The organism is Mycolicibacterium brumae (assembly GCF_025215495.1).
In the GTDB taxonomy this organism is placed as follows: Bacteria; Actinomycetota; Actinomycetes; order Mycobacteriales; family Mycobacteriaceae; genus Mycobacterium; species Mycobacterium brumae.
This window is the reverse complement of sequence record NZ_CP104302.1, coordinates 3,810,176-3,828,978: the sequence shown is the minus strand read 5'-3', so window position 1 is coordinate 3,828,978 and position 18,803 is coordinate 3,810,176. Positions and strand designations below refer to the sequence as shown.

The 18,803-nt window shown below is 70.7% G+C and carries 13 protein-coding genes; 11 read left to right on the top strand and 2 right to left on the bottom strand.

From position 1 onward, the window contains the following. Positions 1-76 precede the first annotated feature (76 nt). Positions 77-835: a L,D-transpeptidase gene (locus tag L2Z93_RS18595; RefSeq protein WP_090587816.1), complete on the bottom strand. Its 759-nt coding sequence runs from the start codon at positions 833-835 to the stop codon at positions 77-79. A 541-nt stretch (positions 836-1,376) separates the two neighbouring features. Here L2Z93_RS18595 and L2Z93_RS18590 point away from each other — a divergent pair. The 7 genes from L2Z93_RS18590 to L2Z93_RS18560 all read left to right on the top strand — a co-directional run bounded on the left by L2Z93_RS18590 (position 1,377) and on the right by L2Z93_RS18560 (position 9,339). After that, positions 1,377-2,357: an esterase family protein gene (locus L2Z93_RS18590; RefSeq protein ID WP_090587819.1), complete on the top strand. Its 981-nt coding sequence runs from the start codon at positions 1,377-1,379 to the stop codon at positions 2,355-2,357. A 69-nt stretch (positions 2,358-2,426) separates the two neighbouring features. Further along, positions 2,427-3,551 carry an ABC transporter substrate-binding protein gene (locus L2Z93_RS18585; RefSeq protein WP_090587822.1) on the top strand — a complete coding sequence of 375 codons (1,125 nt, stop codon included), beginning with the start codon at positions 2,427-2,429 and terminating at the stop codon, positions 3,549-3,551. After that, positions 3,544-4,362, top strand: coding sequence for an ABC transporter permease (locus L2Z93_RS18580; protein ID WP_275984826.1), 819 nt, complete (start codon positions 3,544-3,546; stop codon positions 4,360-4,362). The genes L2Z93_RS18585 and L2Z93_RS18580 overlap by 8 nt, the downstream gene beginning before the upstream one ends. After that, on the top strand, positions 4,359-5,141 hold the full coding sequence (locus L2Z93_RS18575; RefSeq protein ID WP_090587824.1) for an ABC transporter permease: 783 nt from the start codon (positions 4,359-4,361) through the stop codon (positions 5,139-5,141). Before L2Z93_RS18580 ends, L2Z93_RS18575 begins: the two co-directional genes overlap by 4 nt. Beyond that, positions 5,138-6,187: an ABC transporter ATP-binding protein gene (locus L2Z93_RS18570; protein WP_090587827.1), complete on the top strand. Its 1,050-nt coding sequence runs from the start codon at positions 5,138-5,140 to the stop codon at positions 6,185-6,187. The genes L2Z93_RS18575 and L2Z93_RS18570 overlap by 4 nt, the downstream gene beginning before the upstream one ends. 51 nt (positions 6,188-6,238) lie before the next feature. After that, positions 6,239-8,011: a maltose alpha-D-glucosyltransferase gene (gene treS, locus L2Z93_RS18565; RefSeq protein ID WP_090587830.1), complete on the top strand. Its 1,773-nt coding sequence runs from the start codon at positions 6,239-6,241 to the stop codon at positions 8,009-8,011. Then, positions 8,008-9,339: a maltokinase N-terminal cap-like domain-containing protein gene (locus tag L2Z93_RS18560; protein WP_090587832.1), complete on the top strand. Its 1,332-nt coding sequence runs from the start codon at positions 8,008-8,010 to the stop codon at positions 9,337-9,339. Before treS ends, L2Z93_RS18560 begins: the two co-directional genes overlap by 4 nt. Positions 9,340-9,357: 18 nt before the next feature. Here the strand turns inward: L2Z93_RS18560 and L2Z93_RS18555 are convergent, their stop codons facing one another. Next, positions 9,358-9,891 (bottom strand): hypothetical protein, encoded by a 534-nt coding sequence (locus tag L2Z93_RS18555; protein WP_090587835.1) that lies wholly within the window; start codon positions 9,889-9,891, stop codon positions 9,358-9,360. A 117-nt stretch (positions 9,892-10,008) separates the two neighbouring features. Between L2Z93_RS18555 and L2Z93_RS18550 the strand changes: the two genes are divergently transcribed. From L2Z93_RS18550 to recD, 4 genes are all read left to right on the top strand, one after another. Continuing rightward, positions 10,009-10,221: a hypothetical protein gene (locus L2Z93_RS18550; protein ID WP_193438865.1), complete on the top strand. Its 213-nt coding sequence runs from the start codon at positions 10,009-10,011 to the stop codon at positions 10,219-10,221. A gap of 120 nt (positions 10,222-10,341) precedes the next feature. Continuing rightward, positions 10,342-13,671 (top strand): exodeoxyribonuclease V subunit gamma, encoded by a 3,330-nt coding sequence (gene recC / locus L2Z93_RS18545; RefSeq protein ID WP_090587837.1) that lies wholly within the window; start codon positions 10,342-10,344, stop codon positions 13,669-13,671. Positions 13,672-13,675: 4 nt separating this feature from the next. Continuing rightward, complete coding sequence (locus tag L2Z93_RS18540; RefSeq protein ID WP_090587840.1) at positions 13,676-16,990, top strand: UvrD-helicase domain-containing protein; 3,315 nt, start codon at positions 13,676-13,678, stop codon at positions 16,988-16,990. A gap of 23 nt (positions 16,991-17,013) precedes the next feature. Beyond that, complete coding sequence (recD, locus tag L2Z93_RS18535; protein WP_090587927.1) at positions 17,014-18,798, top strand: exodeoxyribonuclease V subunit alpha; 1,785 nt, start codon at positions 17,014-17,016, stop codon at positions 18,796-18,798. Positions 18,799-18,803: the final 5 nt, after the last annotated feature.

Sequence of the window (18,803 nt, the reverse complement as noted above, 5' to 3'; positions counted from 1 at the left end):
GCGCGCTAACCGGCCGCCCGCAAACCCGCCGCGCACGGCGGCGCGTCTCAAGGCCTGACCGCTTCCTCGCGCGCTATCAGGCCTTGACCTGCACCGGGTCGCCGATGCCGACCATGTTGTAGTACCAGGCGGCGTTGTCCGGGCTGAGGTTGATGCAGCCGTGGCTGACGTTGGCGTAGCCCTGCGAACCTGTCGACCACGGCGCGGAGTGCACGTACACCCCGCCCCAGGTGATCCGGACCGCGTAGTTGACGGTGAGCTTGTAGCCCTCCGGGTCGCTCAGCGGAATGCCGATGGTGCGGGAGTCCATCACCACCGGGTTCTCCTTGCCCAGCACGGTGAACGAACCCTGCGGGGTCGGGAACTTCGCCTTGCCCATCGACGCGGGCATCCGGCGCTGGGTGACGCCGTCGACGCTGACGGTGAAGGAGTACCCGGAGATGGAGGCGACGCCCAGCACCGCGGCGCCGGTGTTGAAGTTCAGCGGCACGTTGTCCACGGTCGCCGAAATCTGCGAGTGCGCCGGCCAGTACTCGTCGGGCACGAACTGCACGGTGTAGTCGTCGAGCCATTCGAAGTGGCCCGTCACGTCGGCGGGGGCGGTGATCTTGATGGAACGCTCGGCCGCGGCCCGCGAGGTCGCCGGGATCGGCTCGCCGTAGCTGACGATCACCGGATGCGCGACGCCGACGGTGGAGCCGGCGGGCGGCTGCACATCGACGACGGGGGCGCTGACCGCGGTGGTCACCGCCGCGACTCCGACCGCGGGTGCGGCCAGCGGCAGCAGCGTCAGCGTCGCCATCAGCACAAGAGCGGAACGCACTGCTCGGCGCATCAATCGGGTCCCTTCGACGTGGTTGTGCTGCCGATGGTAGTGACCCACCGGTTCTGCTCAGTATCGTCGCAGATCACCGGCGTCGCGTTACGAGCGTCGACGCGGGTGCGATCCGTGGGGCGCAAGTGAAGCCGCGGACAAAGGTCGGTAACAATCCGAACAGGGCAATTGGGCTCCGGGCCGGTGTGTTTTCGGGGGCGGGTGATCTAATCCACAACCGGGCGGGCGTCGGCCGGCCGAAAGCCGGGGCGATGTTGTATCGTATTGCTCCAGGTAGAGGTCCTACTGGCCGTCGAATCGGGCGGCCGGGACAGTGTCTGCCGACCGTCGTGTAACGGCCGGTCACCCGCAAAACGATGTCCCGTTCGGGACGGCTTCGGCTTTGTGCCGCGCGGCGAATCCCTGTTAGGGTCTTGCTCGCAAGGAGTGCGGTTGGTGCTTGCCACCACTTCGTTAATAAGAGTTTTGCCGCAATGGTTGCGGAAAACAGTGGAGTTGCGGTGACGGTGCCGCAAAGGACAGGAACGGCTGGAAAGCAAGGATGAATCTCGCTCAGAATCTCCGTGGAAAATGGGCCCGACGGGCCGCGGCGGCCACTGCTGCTGCCGCCATGCTGCCGGGCCTGGTCGGCCTGGTCGGTGAGACCGCAACCGCTGGCGCCTTCTCGCGCCCGGGCCTGCCGGTCGAGTACCTCGACGTCCCGTCGGCCGGAATGGGCCGCGATATCCGCGTCCAGTTCCAGAGCGGCGGCGAAGGCTCGCCCGTCATCTACATGCTCGACGGTCTGCGTGCCCAGGACGACTACAACGGCTGGGACATCAACACCGCCGCGTTCGAGTGGTACTACGAGTCCGGCCTGTCGATGGCCATGCCGGTCGGCGGCCAGTCCAGCTTCTACAGCGACTGGTACAAGCCGGCTTGCGGCAAGGCCGGTTGCCAGACCTACAAGTGGGAGACCTTCCTCACCCAGGAGCTTCCGGCTTGGCTGTCGGCCAACCGCGGTGTGAGCTCGGCCCGCAACGCCGCCATCGGTCTGTCGATGGCCGGTTCGTCGGCGCTGACCCTGTCGGTCTACCACCCGAACCAGTTCGTCTACGCGAGCTCGATGTCCGGCTTCCTGAACCCCTCCGAGGGCTGGTGGCCCTTCCTGATCAACATCTCGATGGGTGACGCCGGCGGCTACAAGGCCGACGACATGTGGGGCAGCACGGGCGACCCGAACAACGCCTGGAAGCGCAACGACCCGATGGAGCAGATCCCGACCCTGGTCGCCAACGGCACCCGGCTGTGGATCTACTGCGGCAACGGCCAGCCCAACGAGCTGGGCGGCGGCGACCTGCCGGCGACCTTCCTCGAGGGTCTGACCATCCGCACCAACGTCACCTTCCGCGACAACTACATCGCCGCGGGCGGCACCAACGGTGTGTTCAACTTCCCGGACAACGGCACCCACAACTGGGCCTACTGGGGTCGCGAACTGCAGGCCATGAAGCCTGACCTGCAGCGCGTGATGCTGGGCTGAAGTCCCTAGAACCGCAAATCGGGCCCCTCACCTTTGGGTGAGGGGCCCGATTGTGTTTGGCTATGGGCCATGACGACGACCCGTGGATGGATCGCCGCCGCGGCGCTCGCCCAGGTGGCGGTGCTCGCTCTGACAACGGTGACCGGCTGCGCCCCGCCGGAACGCGAGGTGAACACCTCGGCGGCCGCCACCGCCACCTCGGTGGCCGACTTCGGCGGGATGGACGGCCTGATCGCCGCGGCGCAGGCTGAGGGCGAGCTGAACGTCATCGCGCTGCCGCCGACCTGGGCCAACTACGGGACCATCCTGAAGACCTTCAGCGACACCTACGGCATCAAGGTCAACTCCGCGCTACCCGACGCCAACAGCCAGGAGGAGATCAACGCCGCCGTCCAGCAGCGCGGCAAGGACACCGCGCCGGACGTCTTCGACCTCGGCCAGGCCGTCACGCTGGCCAACGTCGACATGTTCGCCCCGTACAAGGTGATGGTGTTCGACGACATCCTGGATCGGCTCAAGCACCCCGAGGGCCGCTGGGTCGCCGATTACGGCGGCTTCATGTCCGTCGGCTACGACTCCGCGAAGGTCCCCGACGTGACCGCGGTGGCCGATCTGCTCAAACCCGAGTTCAAGGGCATGGTCGCGCTCAACGGCGACCCCACCCAGGCCGGCGCCGGATTCTCCGGGGTGCTGATGGCCGCCGTCGCCGAGGGCGGCTCGGCCGACGACATCTCCAAGGGCGTGGACTTCTTCCGCCGGCTCAACGCGGCGGGCAACTTCCTGCCCGTCGACCCCACCCCGGCCACCATCGAGGCCGGCCAGACACCCGTCGTCATCGACTGGAACTACCTCAACGGCGTGGAGACCGAGAAGATCCCCAGCTGGAAGGTGTTCGTGCCGCACGACGCGGCGGTCGCCGGCTACTACCACCAGGCCATCAATATCGACGCGCCGCACCCGGCGGCGGCCCGGCTCTGGCAGGAGTTCCTGTTCAGCGACCGCGGCCAGAACCTGCTCGCGCACAGCGGCGTCCGGCCGGTTCGGGCCGACGTGATGATGCTGGCCGGCACGCTGGACCAGAAGGCGTACCAGACCATGGTGACCATCGACGGTCCGATCACCATCCCGACCCAGGCGCAGACCGACGCCGCCGCGGCCTACCTGGCCGCCAACTGGTCCAAGGCCGTTGGCTGACATCCCCGCCCTGCGCCGAATCCGCGGCGCCGCCCCGCTGCTGCCGTTCCTGGGCTTCGTGGCGATCTTCCTGATCGTGCCGTCGGTGACGGTGCTGGTGGGCGCCTTCCTGGTGGACGGCTCGCTGTCCGGCGCCAATATCGCGGCACTGTTCGACGGCCCCGCGCTCGCGGCGCTGGGCCGCAGCCTGGCGCTGTCGGCCAGTTCGGCGGCCCTGGGCGCGATCTTCGGGGCGGTGCTGGCCGGGCTCATCGTCGGCGGCCGGGCCGACTCGGTGCTGCGCCGCACGGCGCTGGCGATGTGCGGGGTGCTGGCCCAATTCGGCGGCGTCGCGCTGGCGTTCGCGTTCATGGCGACCTTCGGGGTGCTCGGCCTGACCGGCGGCTGGCTCTACGGCCTGCCCGGGCTGATCCTGGTCTACACCTACTTTCAGATCCCGCTGATGGTGATCGTGTTCCTGCCCGCGCTGGAAGGACTGCGCCGACAGTGGCGGGAAGCCGCGGTCAGCCTGGGCGCGTCGCGCTGGCAGTACTGGCGCGAGGTCGGGGCCCCGCTGCTGTGGCCGATGTTCGCCGGATCGGCGCTGCTGCTGTTCGCCAACGCGTTCGCCGCCTACGCGACCGCGGCCGCCCTGGTCACCCAGGGCAGCCCGATCCTGCCGCTGCTCATCCGCTCGGCGCTGACCAGCGAGGTGATGCTCGGGCAGACCGGCCTGGCCTACGCGCTGGCATGCGAGATGATCGTGGTGGTGGCCGCGGTGATGGCCGGCTACGCCCGGCTGGTCCGCCGGACCTCGAGGTGGCTGACATGAGGCTGGGTCGCTGGGCGCTGATCGCGGCGTTCGCCGCGTTCTTCGCGTTCCCGCTGCTGGCGATGGCGGATTTCTCCACCCGCAGCCTGTGGCAGGACGGCCGCACCCTGGACGCCTGGGCCAACCTGGTCGCCGATCCGACGCTCTACGGCGCCATCGGGGTTTCCCTGGCGCTGGCGCTGTTGACCGTGGCGCTGCTGCTGGCGCTGCTGCTGCCGACGCTGATCTGGGTGCGGCTGCGCGCGCCGTGGGCCCGCGGCCTGGTGGAGTTCTGCTGCCTGCTGCCGCTGGTGGTGCCCGCGCTGGTGATCGTCGTCGGGCTGCGCAATGTCTACGGCTGGGTGACCTACCTGCTCGGCGACTCCGCGCTGACGCTGACCTTCGTCTACGTCGTCCTGGTGCTGCCGTTCGGCTACCGCGCGCTGGACACGGCGCTGTCGGCCACCCAACTACAGACGCTGGTGGAAGCCGCCCGCTCACTCGGGGCGACCTGGCCGACGGCGATCGCCCGGGTGGTGGCGCCCAATATCGCCTCCGGCATCCTGTCGGCCGCCTTCATCTCCACCGCGGTGGTGCTCGGCGAATACACCGTCGCCTCACTGCTGGGCTACCGCACCCTGCAGGTGGAGATCGTCGCGGTCAGCATGACCGACGGGACGACGTCGGTGGCGGCGTCGCTGGCGGTGCTGGTGTTCGGATTCCTGCTGCTGACCGGTCTGGCGCTGCTGACCCGGGGTCGCCGGATCGCCATTTCAACCCTGGGAGCGAGACGCCCGTGAATGCGCGCAAGAGTGTGTCGGTGGACCTGGTCGAACTGGGCCAGCACTACGGGCCGGTCCGGGCGCTGGACGGGCTCACGCTGCGAATCGAACCCGGTGAGCTGGTGGCGCTGCTGGGTCCGTCGGGCTGCGGGAAGACCACCGCGCTGCGCATCGTCGCCGGGTTGGACGAGCCCAGCGCCGGACGGGTGCTGATCGACGGCGTCGACATCACCGAGACGCCGGCCAACAAGCGCGACATGGGCATGGTGTTCCAGGCCTACAGCCTGTTCCCGCACCTCAGCGCCATCGACAATGTCGCCTTCGGGCTGAAGCTGCGCAAACTTCCCGGCGCGGAGCGCACCCGTCGCGCCGGGGAGATGCTCGAACTCGTCGGGCTGTCCGCGCACGCGGACAAGTTCGCCGACCAGCTCTCCGGCGGCGAGCAGCAAAGGGTGGCGCTGGCCCGGGCGCTGGCCATCGAACCGCAGGTGCTGCTGCTGGACGAGCCGCTGTCGGCGCTGGACGCCAAGGTGCGCTCTCAGCTGCGCGAACAGATCCGCCACATCCAGCTCGAATTGGGCATCACCACCGTTTTCGTCACCCACGACCAGGAAGAGGCGCTGGCCATGGCGGACCGGGTCGCGGTGATGAGCGGTGGCACGCTGGAACAGATCGACACTCCCGCCGAGCTGTACGCCCACCCGGCCACCCCGTTCGTCGCGGACTTCATCGGGTTGAGCAACTACGTGCCGGCGGTGGTGAGCGACGGCAAGGCCCGACTGCTGGGGGTGTCACTGCCCACCAAACCGGGCTCCATCACCTCCGGTTCGGGATTGGCGCTGGTCCGGCCCGAGGAGCTCGCGCTTCGGGTCGACGACGACGGGCCCGGCGTCATCGAGTCCAACGCGTTCCTCGGGCCGATTTCGCGGGTGCACGTGGTGCTGGTCGACGGCACCCTGCTGATCGTCGAGGTCGGCAGCGCCCGGGGCCGTGACTTCCCGCCCGGCGCCCGGGTGAAGGTCGGGGTGCGACCCGGCCCGGTGCTGGTGGCCGCGACCCGCTGACCGGCGGCGGTGGCGAACCGCGCCGATCCCGCCTAACGTGCGAAGTTGATCATGGAGACCTCAGATCCCGGCTTGCCCGACGGAAGCCACGTCAGCGACGGCCACGTCGAGCACCCCGACGCGGGCGATTATTCGCACGCCCGGACGTTGCCGGCCGACCGCACCTGGTTCAAGAAGGCCGTGTTCTACGAGGTGCTGGTCCGCGCGTTCTACGACTCCAACGCCGACGGCGTCGGCGACCTGCGCGGCCTGATCGACCGGATGGACTACCTGCACTGGTTGGGTGTCGACTGCCTGTGGCTGCCGCCGTTCTACGACTCGCCGCTGCGCGACGGCGGATACGACATCCGCGACTTCTACCGCGTGCTGCCGGAGTTCGGCACCGTCGAGGATTTCGTCGCGCTGCTCGACGCCGCGCACAGCCGTGGCATCCGGGTGATCACCGACCTGGTGATGAACCACACCTCCGACTCGCACCCGTGGTTCCAGGAATCCCGCCGCGACCCGGACGGACCGTACGGCGACTACTACGTGTGGAGCGACACCGCGGACCGTTACCGCGACGCGCGGATCATCTTCGTCGACACCGAGGAATCCAACTGGACCTTCGACCCGGTCCGCAAGCAGTTCTACTGGCACCGGTTCTTCTCCCATCAGCCGGACCTGAACTACGACAACCCGGCCGTCTGCGACGCCATGATCGATGTGCTGCGGTTCTGGCTGGACCTCGGCATCGACGGGTTCCGGCTGGACGCGGTGCCCTACCTTTTCGAGCGTGAGGGCACCAACTGCGAGAACCTGCCCGAGACACACGCTTTCCTGAAACGCTGCCGCAAGGTCGTCGACGACGAGTACCCGGGGCGGGTACTGCTGGCCGAGGCCAACCAGTGGCCGGCCGACGTGGTGGCGTATTTCGGCGACCCGGAAACCGGCGGCGACGAATGCCATATGGCGTTCCATTTCCCGTTGATGCCACGGATTTTCATGGCGGTGCGCCGCGAATCCCGATTCCCGATCTCGGAGATCCTGGCGCAGACGCCGGCGATCCCGGAACTCGCCCAGTGGGGCATCTTCCTGCGCAACCACGACGAGCTGACCCTGGAGATGGTCACCGACGAGGAACGCGACTACATGTACTCCGAGTACGCCAAAGACCCTCGGATGAAAGCGAATGTCGGGATCCGGCGACGACTGGCCCCGCTGCTGGAGAACGACCGCAACCAGATCGAACTGTTCACCGCGCTGCTGCTGTCACTGCCGGGATCCCCGGTGCTGTACTACGGCGACGAGATCGGGATGGGCGACATCATCTGGCTCGGCGACCGGGACGGGGTGCGTACCCCGATGCAGTGGACCCCGGACCGCAACGCCGGATTCTCCACCGCCACCCCGGGCCGGCTCTACCTACCGCCGAACCAGGACGCCGTGTACGGCTACCAGGCGGTGAGTGTCGAAGCGCAGCGGGACAATTCGGCGTCCCTGCTGAACTGGACCCGGACCATGCTGGCGGTGCGCCGCCGGCACGACGCCTTCGCCGTCGGTGAGTTCAGCGAACTCGGCGGATCCAACCCGTCGGTGCTGGCGTTTCTGCGTCACGTCGAAGGGGAGGACCTGGTGATGTGCGTGAACAACCTGTCCCGGTTCCCGCAGGCCATTGAATTGGATCTGCAGACCTGGGCCGGCTACACCCCGGTCGAGCTGACCGGGCGGGTGCACTTCCCCCCGATCGGGCAGCTGCCGTATCTGCTGACCCTGCCCGGACACGGCTTCTACTGGTTCCAGCTGCAGAACCTCGACTCGATGCGCAAGGAGCTGCCGACGTGAGTCTGCCCTTCGCGCAATGGCTTCCGCAGCGGCGCTGGTACGCCGGCCGGGGCCGGGAGCTGGTCCGGGCGGAGGCGGCGGTGGTGACACCGCTGGCCGACGGGCTGGATCTGATGCTGGTGGACGCCCAATACGCCGACGGCGGGGGCGAGCGCTACCAGGTGATCGTCTGCTGGGACCGCGAGCCGATCCCGGAGTACGCCGAGATCGCCACCATCGGCGAGGACGAGCGGGGCCGCACCGGCTACGACGCGTTGTACGACCAGGCGTCCTGCGCCACGCTGCTGGAGCTGTTCAGCACGGGCTTCGTCCGCGGCCGGGTCCAGTTCAGCCTCGAGCCGGGCGCGACGGTGGACCCGTCGGCGCCGGCCCGGGTGACCGGCGCCGAACAGTCCAACACCAGCGTGATCTACCACCAGCACGCGATCCTGAAGGTGTTCCGCCGGGTCAGCCCAGGGGTGAACCCCGACGTGGAGCTCAACCGGGTGCTGGGCCGGGCGAACAGTCCGAACGCCGCCCGGCTGCTGGGCGCCTACGACACCGAATGGGACGGGCAGCCGTGCCCGCTGGGCATGCTCACCGAGTTCGCCGCGAACTCCTCGGAGGGCTGGGCGATGGCCACCGCGAGCTCCCGCGATCTGTACGCCGAGGGCGACCTGTACGCCGAGGAGGTCGGCGGCGACTTCGCCGCGGAGTCGCATCGGCTGGGCCACGCGGTCGCCGCGGTGCACCAGATCCTGGCCCGCGAATTAGGCGGCGCCGCAGCGGAATTCCCTGCCGAACTGCTCTCCGAACGGATGCGCGCGGTGACCTCTCAGACGCCGGCGCTGGCGGAGTTCGCCGAGGCCGCGCAGCGGCGGATCGCCGCGTTGGCCGGCGCGCCGATCAGCGTGCAGCGAGTGCACGGCGATCTGCATCTGGGTCAGGTGCTGCGCACCCCGCGGGACTGGATCATCATCGATTTCGAGGGGGAGCCGGGGACCCCGCTGTCGGTGCGGCGGCAGCCGGATTCGGCGCTGCGCGATGTGGCGGGGATGCTGCGGTCCTACGAGTACGCGGCCTATCAGCCGATTCTCGGACAGGGCGGCGACCCGCGGGACAAGCAACTCGCCGCCCGCGCCCGGGAGTGGGTGATCCGGAACCGAGACGCGTTCTGCGCCGGCTACGCCGAGGTCGGCGAACTCGACCCGCGCGATCACGCCGAGGTGCTGGCCGGCTACGAACTGGACAAGGCCGTCTACGAATGCGGGTACGAGGCGCGGCACCGGCCGAACTGGCTGCCGATCCCGCTGCGGGCGGTGGCTCGGCTGACGCAGCGCGACGACTGACTCAGATCAGCGTTTGACTCAGATCAGCGTGCGGGTGCAGTAGGTCCGCGCCGGCGCGGGGTACGGCCAGACGTGATTGCCCGCGGTTTGCGGGCAGGCGGTGCGGTCGGCGATGTCGTCGTAGCGCCGGGTGATCTGGACCAGCACACCGTCGTCGGGCCGGGACTGCGAGGCGCAGTTGCTACGGGCCAGCACGCCGATCGGCAGGCTCAGTCGGTAGCAGTGCTCGGCCACCAGGTTCGGCACCAGGCACAGCGTGGCGGAGGTGCCGGGCGCCGAGGCCTGCTGGTAGACCGGGCTCGGGCAGTTCCCGTCGTCGGCGACGGCGCCCACGGTGTAGCTGGGGTCCTGGCCGCAGTGCGCTGGTTGCGCCTGCCCGGAGGCCGGCAGGGTCACGCAGCCGCCGACGGCGAAGGATTTCGTGCGGGCTTGCTGAAACGCCTCGCCGCGGGCGTGGTGCAGCAGGGCCACCGCGGCGACCAGCGCGAGCGCCGTCAGCGCCGAAAGCAGCGTGACGGCCAGGCGCGATCGGCGCCGGCGGTGGGGTCGCATCCCTTGAGACTGCCAGAGGAAACCACAGCTGTCACAACAACCCCATAACACACACGCGTGTAATTTGCTGGAACATCGGGTGACAGGCGTGTCGCAGCCTGACCGTAAACTCCTCCCATGGCGCTGCGGCTGCGACAGGTCCTGGAACCACAGGGGCCCGCCACCGCGCTGGTGCTGACCCCGGAGCAGGTCGAAGAACTCGGTGGAGGCGCCCGCGCCGCCGTCGTCGTGACGATCGGTGAACGATCCGCCCGCCGGGGGCGCGAAACGGCCGGAGACCCGCGCGCGCCGGATCGAGGCGATCATCGCCGGGCTGACGTGAGGGATTGAACCGGACCGCATTCTCTCATCAACCGGCATTCTTCAGCCAGTGCGGGCGCTGTGGATGATTCGGCCGGGCGGGCTTGTGGGGTTCTCGGCTTGTCGGGGCAGCCGGATAGATTTGCCGCGATGGCATTTCACTTGCACCGCGCCGAGCGCGCCGATCAGCTCGTCCAGGCGCTGGGCGAGCTGTTGGCGACCCCGCCCGACGACGTGTTCGCAACGGACCTCGTCCTGGTGCCCGCCCGCGGCGTCGAGCGCTGGCTGAGCCAGCGGCTCTCACACCTGCTGGGCGCGGGCGGCGACGCCGACGGGGTGTGCGCCGCGGTCGAGTTCCGGTCGCCGCGCTCGCTGCTCGCCGAACTCACCGGGGCGGCCGGCGCCGGATTGGTTGCGGGTGGTCCCGACCCGTGGGACCCCGACGCGATGACCTGGCCGCTGCTGGCCGTCATCGACGAATCCGTCGGCCAGGAGTGGTGCGCCGCACTGGCCGATCATCTCGGGGTTCGCGCCGACGGCGAGGAAGCCGAATTGCGCCGCGGTCGCCGTTACGCCGTCGCGCGCCGCATCGCCGGACTGTTCGCCGGCTACGCGAACCAGCGTCCCCAGCTGCTCACCGACTGGGCGGACGGCCGCGACACCGACGGCCTGGGCGCGGCGCTGGATCCGGACCTGAACTGGCAACCGCAGCTGTGGCGCCGCCTCATCACGCGCATCCCGGCCGACCCGCCCGACATCCGGTTGCGCGACACCGTCGCCCGGCTGCGATCCGGGCCCGCGGATCTGCCGGCCCGGCTGTCGCTGTTCGGCCACACCCGACTCGGCGCCGCCGACCTCAAACTGCTGGACGCCATGTCGGCCTATCACGACCTGCACCTCTGGGCGCCGCACCCGAGCCCCGCGATGTGGCAGGCGCTGACCGGCGCCGCGACGGGGCCGGTGCGCCGCCGGGCAGACGCCAGCCATCAGCACGTCGGCCACCCGCTGCTCGCGACGCTGGGCCGGGACCTGCGCGAGCTGCAGCGCGCCCTCCCGCCACAGATCGTCGATGAGCCGTTGCCGGGACCCGCCCGCCCGGACACCCTGCTGGGCTGGCTGCAATCCGACATCGCCGCCAATACCGTTGCGCCGCAAGGCCGAACGCACCGGGTCACCGACCGGTCGGTGCAGGCGCACAGCTGCCACGGCCCGGCGCGCCAGGTGGACGTCCTGCGCGAGGTGCTCCTCGGACTACTGGCCGACGACGACACCCTGGAGCCGCGGGACATTCTGGTGATGTGCCCGGACATCGAGCGCTACGCCCCGTTGATCATGGCCGGTTTCGGCTTGGGCGATCTGACCGGGCGCCGTGAGACGAACGCCGTCGCCGCGCACCCGGCGCACCGACTGCGTGTCCAGCTCGCCGACCGGTCACTGAGCCAGACCAATCCGCTGCTCGGCGTCGCCGAGCAACTGCTCGCCATGGCGGGCGGCCGGGCCACCGCCACCGAACTGCTCGACGTCGCGCAGGCTCCGCCGGTGCGGGCCCGGTTCGGCTTCACCGACGACGACCTGGAAACCCTCACCGCGTGGGTGCGGGAATCCGGAATCCGCTGGGGCGTCGACGCCGAGCACCGCATGCCCTACGGTCTGCAGAACGTCGTGCACAACACCTGGCGGTTCGGGCTGGACCGGATCCTGTCCGGGGTGGCCATGTCGCAGGACGCCGAGGCCTGGATCGGGACCGCCCTGCCGCTGGACGAGGTGGGCAGCAACCAGGTCGACCTGGCGGGCCGCTTCGCCGAGTTCGCCGATCGGCTCGCCGACACCCTGGACCGGTTGTCCGGGCCCCGCCCGCTGCGGCAGTGGTTGCAGACCGTGCACGACGGCGTCGACGCCCTGACCCGGGCGGTCGGCGACGACGCCTGGCAGCCCGCCCAACTCGACCGGGAGCTGGCCGAGGTGGCCGCCGCCAGCACCGGCCACGAGTCGGCGGTGTTGCGGCTCAACGACGTTCGCGCGCTGCTGCGCGATCACCTGGTCGGGCGGCCCACCCGCGCCAACTTCCGCACCGGCGCCATCACGGTGTGCACCATGACCCCGATGCGCTCGGCCCCGCACCGGGTGATCTGCCTGGTCGGCCTCGACGACGGGGTGTTCCCCCGGACCGGCGCCGTCGACGGCGACGACGTGCTCGCCCGCGACCCGGTGACCGGGGAACGCGACCGGCGCTCCGAGGACCGGCAACTGCTGCTCGACGCCATCGGGGCGGCCACCGAAACCCTGGTCATCACCTACACCGGCGCCGACGAGATCACCGGAGCGCAGCGCCCGCCCGCCGTCCCGATCGCCGAACTCCTCGACGTGCTCGACCGCACCACCACCGCGCCGGTGCGTGACCGCGTCCTCGTCGCGCACCCGCTGCTGCCGTTCGACGCCCGCAACGTGACACCGGGGCAGCTGGGCGCCCCCGGGCAACCGTTCAGCTTCGACCCCGCGGCGCTGGCCGGCGCCCGCGCCGCGGCCGTCGAACACCGCCCGCCCCCGCCGCGCTTCCTCAGCGGCGCCGTCCCGGCCCCGCCGCTGGGCGACGTCAGCCTCGATGAATTGCGGGACTTCTTCCGCGACCCGATCCGCGGTTTCTTCCGCGCCCTGGACTTCGCGCTGCCGTGGGAACGCGACGACGTCAGCGACGCGATGGCGGTGGAGATGGACTCGCTGGCGCAATGGTCGGTGGGCGCGCGGATGCTTGAGGACATGATGCGCGGCGCGGACCGAGCGGCGGTGCTGCAGGCCGAATGGCGCCGCGGCGCCCTGCCGCCGGGCAAACTCGGATGGCGCCGGGCCGGGCAGATCGCCGATCAGGCCGCGGCGCTGGCCGACGCCGCCCGCGAGCACCGCGACGGCGCCGCCCGGGCCGTCGATATCGACCTGGATCTGCCCGGGGGCCATCGGCTCACCGGCACCGTCGCGCTGTACGGCGACACCTACCTATCGGTCGGCTTCTCGAAAATGGGCCCAAAACAGTTGATCGCGGCCTGGATTCCGCTGTTGGCGCTCGCGGCGCAAGACCCGGCGACCCCGTTCGAGGCGCGCTGCGTGGCCAAGGGCTGGGGTCGCTACCCGGTGGACCAGGTGGTGCTGCGGCCGCCGCCGGATCCGGCCGCGGTGCTCGCCGACCTCGTCGCCGTCTACGACGTCGGACGCACCGAGCCGCTGCCGCTGCCGCTGAAGTCCTCCTACGCGTGGGCGCGCGCCGGGAACCGGACACCGGAGCAGCAGGCCCGTAAGTTCTGGGTCAGTGGCGACTACCCGGGCGAGGACGCCGACGTGTCGGTGCGCCGCGCCTGGGGCGACGACGGCTGGGCGGCGCTGACCGACCCGCCCCGACCCGGCGAACAATTCGGCGGCGCGGACACCCGGATCGGCAGTTACGCCGCGCGGGTGTGGGGTCCGCTGCTGGCGGCGCAGGGCAGGTGAGTTGATGGAGTCCTTTGATCTGCTGGCAGCACTGCCCGAACCCGCCAGCACCACGGTGCTGGAAGCCAGCGCGGGTACCGGGAAAACCTATGCGCTGGCCGGGCTGGTCACCCGCTACATCGTCGAGGGTCGGGCCACTCTCGACGAGATGCTGCTGATCACCTTCACCCGTGCCGCCACCCGCGAGTTGCGCGAACGGGTTCGCGGCAAGCTCGTCGACGCCGCGGAGGCGTTCGGTGATCCCGGCGCCGTCACCGACCCGTTGCTGCGGTTTCTCGTCGACGTCGACGACAACGAGCGTGCCGCACGCGCCAACCGACTGCGCGACGCGCTCGCCGGCTTCGACGACGCCAGCGTGCTCACCACCCACGGGTTCTGCCAGATCGTGCTGAAATCGCTTGGTGTGGCGGGTGATTCCGACGCCGGGGTCACCCTGGTGGAAAACCTGGACGATCTGGTCGCCGAAATCACCGACGATCTGTATCTCGCCGAATTCACCAACAGCCCCGAGACGCCGGCGCTGTCCCGTGACGAGGCCGGCCGGTTGGCGGTCGCGGTGGTGGAGAACCCGGACACCGAACTGCGCCCGGACGCCGCGGCGCCCGGATCGATGGCCGCGGTCCGCCGCGACTTCGCGGTCAAGGTGTTGGCAGAGCTGGAGATCCGGAAGCGACGCCGCGGCGTGCTGAGCTACGACGACCTGCTCACCCGCCTGGCCGCCGCGCTGGCAGACCCGGACGCGCCGGCCCGGGAGCGGATGCGGCAGCGTTGGCGGGTGGTTCTGGTCGACGAGTTCCAGGACACCGACCCGGTCCAGTGGCAGGTGCTGCGCCGAGCGTTCCACGGCCACGCCACCGTGATCCTGATCGGCGACCCCAAGCAGGCGATCTACGCGTTCCGCGGCGCCGATATCGACACCTACCTGCAGGCCTGCCGGGCGGCGTCCCGGCGCCAAACCTTGGACACCAACTGGCGCAGCGACGCCGACCTGGTCGGCGCGCTGCAGAGGCTGCTCGGCGGCGCGGCGCTGGGGAAACCGGACATCGTGGTGCACGAGGTCCAGGCACACCAACCCGGCAGCCGGCTCTCCGGGCCGGGCGTCAACACCCCCGTCCGGCTGCGGGTGGCGGGCCGAGAACAACTGGCGCTACGGCCGGACCAGACGCTCAGCATCGACCGGCTGCGCCGGCACATCGCCGCCGACCTGGCCGCGGACATCGCCCGGCGGCTCACCGACGGGACCCGGTTCAACGGGGAACCGCTGTGCGCCGGGGACATCGCGGTGATCGTCGAGCGGAACCCGGACGCGCTGCGCTGCCAGCAGGCACTACAGGAGGCCGGGATCCCGGCGGTCTACACCGGTGAGACCGATGTGTTCAAGACCGAAGCCGGCGCGGACTGGCTGACGCTGCTGGAGGCGTTCGATCAGCCGCACCGGCCCCGGATGGTGCGCGCGGCCGGGGCCACCCTGTTTTTCGGGCACACCGCCGAAACCCTGGCCGCCGGCGGCGCGGAACTGACCGACCGGATCGCCGACACACTGCGGGAGTGGGCCGCCCACGCCCGGGAGCGCGGCGTGGCGGCGGTGCTGGAAGCCGCCCAGCTGACCGGGATGAGCGAACGCCTGCTGGGCTGCTCTGGCGGAGAGCGCCGGATGACCGACCTGGCCCAGCTGACCCAGTTGCTCGGCGACGCGACCCACCGGGACGGGCTGTCGCTGCCCGGCCTGGCCGAATGGCTGCGCCGCCGCCGCGAGGAGAACACCGGCGCCGGGGAACGCCGGCGGCGCCTCGACAGCGACGCCCGGGCCGTGCAGGTGATGACCGTCTGGGCCAGCAAGGGCCTGCAGTTCCCGGTGGTTTATCTGCCGTACTCGTTCAACCGGTACGTCGGCGACGACGAGTACCCGCGCTATCACGAATCGGAACGGCGCTGTCTCTACATCGGCGGTGCGGGGGCCCAGCAGCGCGAGGCGCAGGCGGCGGCCGCCGCGGAAGCCGCCGGGGAGGCGTTGCGGGTCAATTATGTGGCGCTCACCCGGGCGCAATCCCAGGTGGTCGCCTGGTGGGCGCCGTCCAAGAACGAGCCGACCGGGGGACTGTCGCGGCTGCTGCGCGGACGGGACCCGGGCGCCGCCCAGGTTCCCGATGTGCTGGCCCCGATGGAATCCGACAGTGATATTCCGGCGCGCTTCCGGGGATGGCACGACGCGGGCGTGCTGACCCTGGAGGACTCGGAAATTTTTGCCACACCGAGGGTTCCGCGGACCGTCCCCGAGACCGAAATGGCGGTCCGGCGGTTCACCCGGGCGCTGGACGCCGGGTGGCGGCGCACCTCCTACAGCGGTCTGCTGCGCGCGGCCGAAGGGATCACCCCGGCCTCCGGGGTGGGCAGTGAACCGTCCGACACCGGCAAGGACGACGAGGGCGACGCCGCCGACGGACTGTATGTCGACGTCGGCCTCGACCTGGGCGTGGCGGCGGGTGTCCCGTCGCCGATGGCCGACCTGCCCGCGGGCGCCGCGATGGGATCGCTGGTGCACGCCGTGCTGGAGAACGCGGACCCGGCGGCGCCCGACTTGGCCGCCGAACTGGCCGACCATGCCGCGTCGCAGCTGATGTGGTGGCCCGCCGCGATCACCGCGCAGGAGTTGGCGACCGCGCTCGTGCCGATGCACGACACGCCACTCGGGCCGCTCGCCGACGGACTGACGCTGCGTCAGATCGGGCTGCGGGATCGATTGTGCGAGTTGGATTTCGAAATCCCGCTGGCCGGCGGGGACCGGGTCAGCGGCGCCACCCCGAACATCACGGTGGCCCAGATCGGAGGGCTGCTGGCCGCGCACCTGAGCGCCGACGACCCGATGGTGGGTTACCCCGAACGATTGCTGACCCCCGAACTGGGCGGCCAGCCGTTGCGCGGCTACCTGTCCGGATCCATCGACGCGGTGCTGCGTGTCCGAGGTGATCGGTATCTGATCGTCGACTACAAGACGAACAAGCTGGGGGAGCCGACCCGTCCGCTGAGCTCGGCCGACTACGGCCCCGCGCAGCTGGCCGACGCCATGATCCATTCGCACTACCCCCTGCAGGCGCTGCTGTATTCGGTGGTGCTGCACCGTTTCCTGCGCTGGCGGCAACCGGGATACGAACCCGAGAAACACCTGGGCGGCGTGCTGTACCTCTTCCTGCGGGGCATGTGCGGTCCGGACACCCCGACCGTCGACGGCGTCCCGGCCGGGGTGTTCAGCTGGCGGCCGCCGACGCGGCTGGTCGTCGAGATGTCCGAGCTGCTCGCCGCCGCGGAGGCACGATCATGACCACACCGGAACCCGCCGCCGCGATGGTGGACCCCTTCGACCGCGCGCTGGCCCGGCGCGCCGACGGCCTGCTGGCGGAGTTCAACCGCGCCGGAGTGCTCGATGCCGCGGATGTGCATGTCGCACAACGATTGTGCGCGCTGGCCGGGGAGTCCGACGAGGCGGTGGCGCTGGGCGCCGCGCTCGCGGTCCGCGCGGTGCGGGGCGGTTCGGTCTGCGTCGACCTGGCCGCCGTCGGCGCCGACGACCCCGCCGAACTGCCCTGGCCGGAGCTGCCCGGTTGGCGCGCGGCGATCACCGCCAGCCCGCTGGCCGGCGTCCCGGCCGACGGCGGCCCGGGCTGGGCGCCGGGCAAACCACCCGTGCTGCGCCTCGATGACTCCGGTCTGCTCTACCTGGACAGGTACTGGCGCGAGGAAGAGCAGGTCTGCCGAGATCTGTTGCAGCGCGCCGGAAACCGTCCGCCGCGCGGCGAGGACACCGCCGCACTCGAGGCGGGTTTGCAGCGGGTGTTCCGGCGGCCGGGCTCCGACGAGCAGCGCGATGCGGCGCGGATCGCGCTGACCCAGTCCACCACCGTGCTGACCGGGGGGCCGGGCACCGGGAAGACCACCACCGTCGCGGGTCTGCTGGCGCTGCTCGCCGAGGACGCCGAGCGGTCTGGCCGGCGCGCGCCGCGGATCGCGCTGGCCGCGCCGACCGGCAAGGCCTCGGCGCGGCTGCAGCAGGCCGTCGCCGTGGAAATGGCCCACCTCGATCCGGTCGACCGGGCCCGGCTGCCGGACCCGCAGGCCGTCACGCTGCACCGGCTGCTCGGCTTCCGGCCCGGCAGCGCCACCCGGTTCGCGCATCACCGCGGCAATCGGCTGCCGCACGACGTGGTGGTGGTCGACGAGACCTCGATGGTCTCGCTGACGATGATGGCTCGGCTGCTGGAGGCGGTGCGCCCGGAGGCCCGGCTGATCCTGGTCGGCGATCCCGACCAGCTGACGTCGGTGGAGGCCGGCGCGGTGCTGGCCGATCTGGTCGAGGGCCTGGGCGCGCGCCCGGACACTCGGATCGCGACGCTGTCCACCTCGCACCGCTTCGGCACCGAGATCGGCGCGCTGGCGACGGCGATCCGAGCCGGCGCCGACGCGGACGTGCTGGCGTTGCTGCGCGGGGCAGTGCCGGGCATCGAGTTCGTCGACACCGCGGAGCCGTCGGCGGCGCTGCGCGCGGTGCTGCTGCCGCACGCGATGGCCGTCCGGACCGCCGCGCTGAGCGCCGGCGCCCGGGATGGGAGCGCGCTGGCGGCGCTGGACCAGCACCGGCTGCTGTGCGCGCACCGGGAAGGCCCGTTCGGGGTGCGGCACTGGAACCGCCAGGTGGAACGCTGGCTCGGCGACGAGACCGGCGACAATCTCTGGGCCGAGTGGTACGCCGGCCGGCCGATCCTGGTGACCGCCAACGACTACGGGGTCGGGCTGTACAACGGTGACACCGGCGTCACCGTCGTCGAGGGCGGCCAGTTGCGGGCGGTCATCGAAACCGGTTCCGGGCAGGCGAGTTTCGCCACCAGCAGGCTCGCCGATGTGGAGACCATGCACGCCATGACGATCCACAAGAGTCAGGGCAGCCAGGCCGCCGAGGTCACCGTGCTGCTGCCTGGCCCGGACTCCCGGCTGCTGTCGCGAGAGCTGTTCTACACCGCAGTCACCCGAGCTAAGAGCAAGGTCCGGATCGTCGGGACCGAGGAAGGTGTCCGGGCCGCGCTGGCCCGACGGGTGGTGCGCGCGTCGGGATTGAGCGCGCGGTTGCGCGCCTGAACCCG

Coding starts and splice junctions, on each gene's coding strand:
- recD (WP_090587927.1), top strand. CDS start 17,014: ATGGTGGACCCCTTCGACCGCGCGCTGGCCCGGCGCGCCGACGGCCTG.
- L2Z93_RS18575 (WP_090587824.1), top strand. CDS start 4,359: ATGAGGCTGGGTCGCTGGGCGCTGATCGCGGCGTTCGCCGCGTTCTTC.
- recC (WP_090587837.1), top strand. CDS start 10,342: ATGGCATTTCACTTGCACCGCGCCGAGCGCGCCGATCAGCTCGTCCAG.
- L2Z93_RS18595 (WP_090587816.1), bottom strand. CDS start 835: ATGCGCCGAGCAGTGCGTTCCGCTCTTGTGCTGATGGCGACGCTGACG.
- L2Z93_RS18590 (WP_090587819.1), top strand. CDS start 1,377: ATGAATCTCGCTCAGAATCTCCGTGGAAAATGGGCCCGACGGGCCGCG.
- L2Z93_RS18585 (WP_090587822.1), top strand. CDS start 2,427: ATGACGACGACCCGTGGATGGATCGCCGCCGCGGCGCTCGCCCAGGTG.
- L2Z93_RS18550 (WP_193438865.1), top strand. CDS start 10,009: ATGGCGCTGCGGCTGCGACAGGTCCTGGAACCACAGGGGCCCGCCACC.
- L2Z93_RS18555 (WP_090587835.1), bottom strand. CDS start 9,891: ATGCGACCCCACCGCCGGCGCCGATCGCGCCTGGCCGTCACGCTGCTT.
- treS (WP_090587830.1), top strand. CDS start 6,239: ATGGAGACCTCAGATCCCGGCTTGCCCGACGGAAGCCACGTCAGCGAC.
- L2Z93_RS18540 (WP_090587840.1), top strand. CDS start 13,676: ATGGAGTCCTTTGATCTGCTGGCAGCACTGCCCGAACCCGCCAGCACC.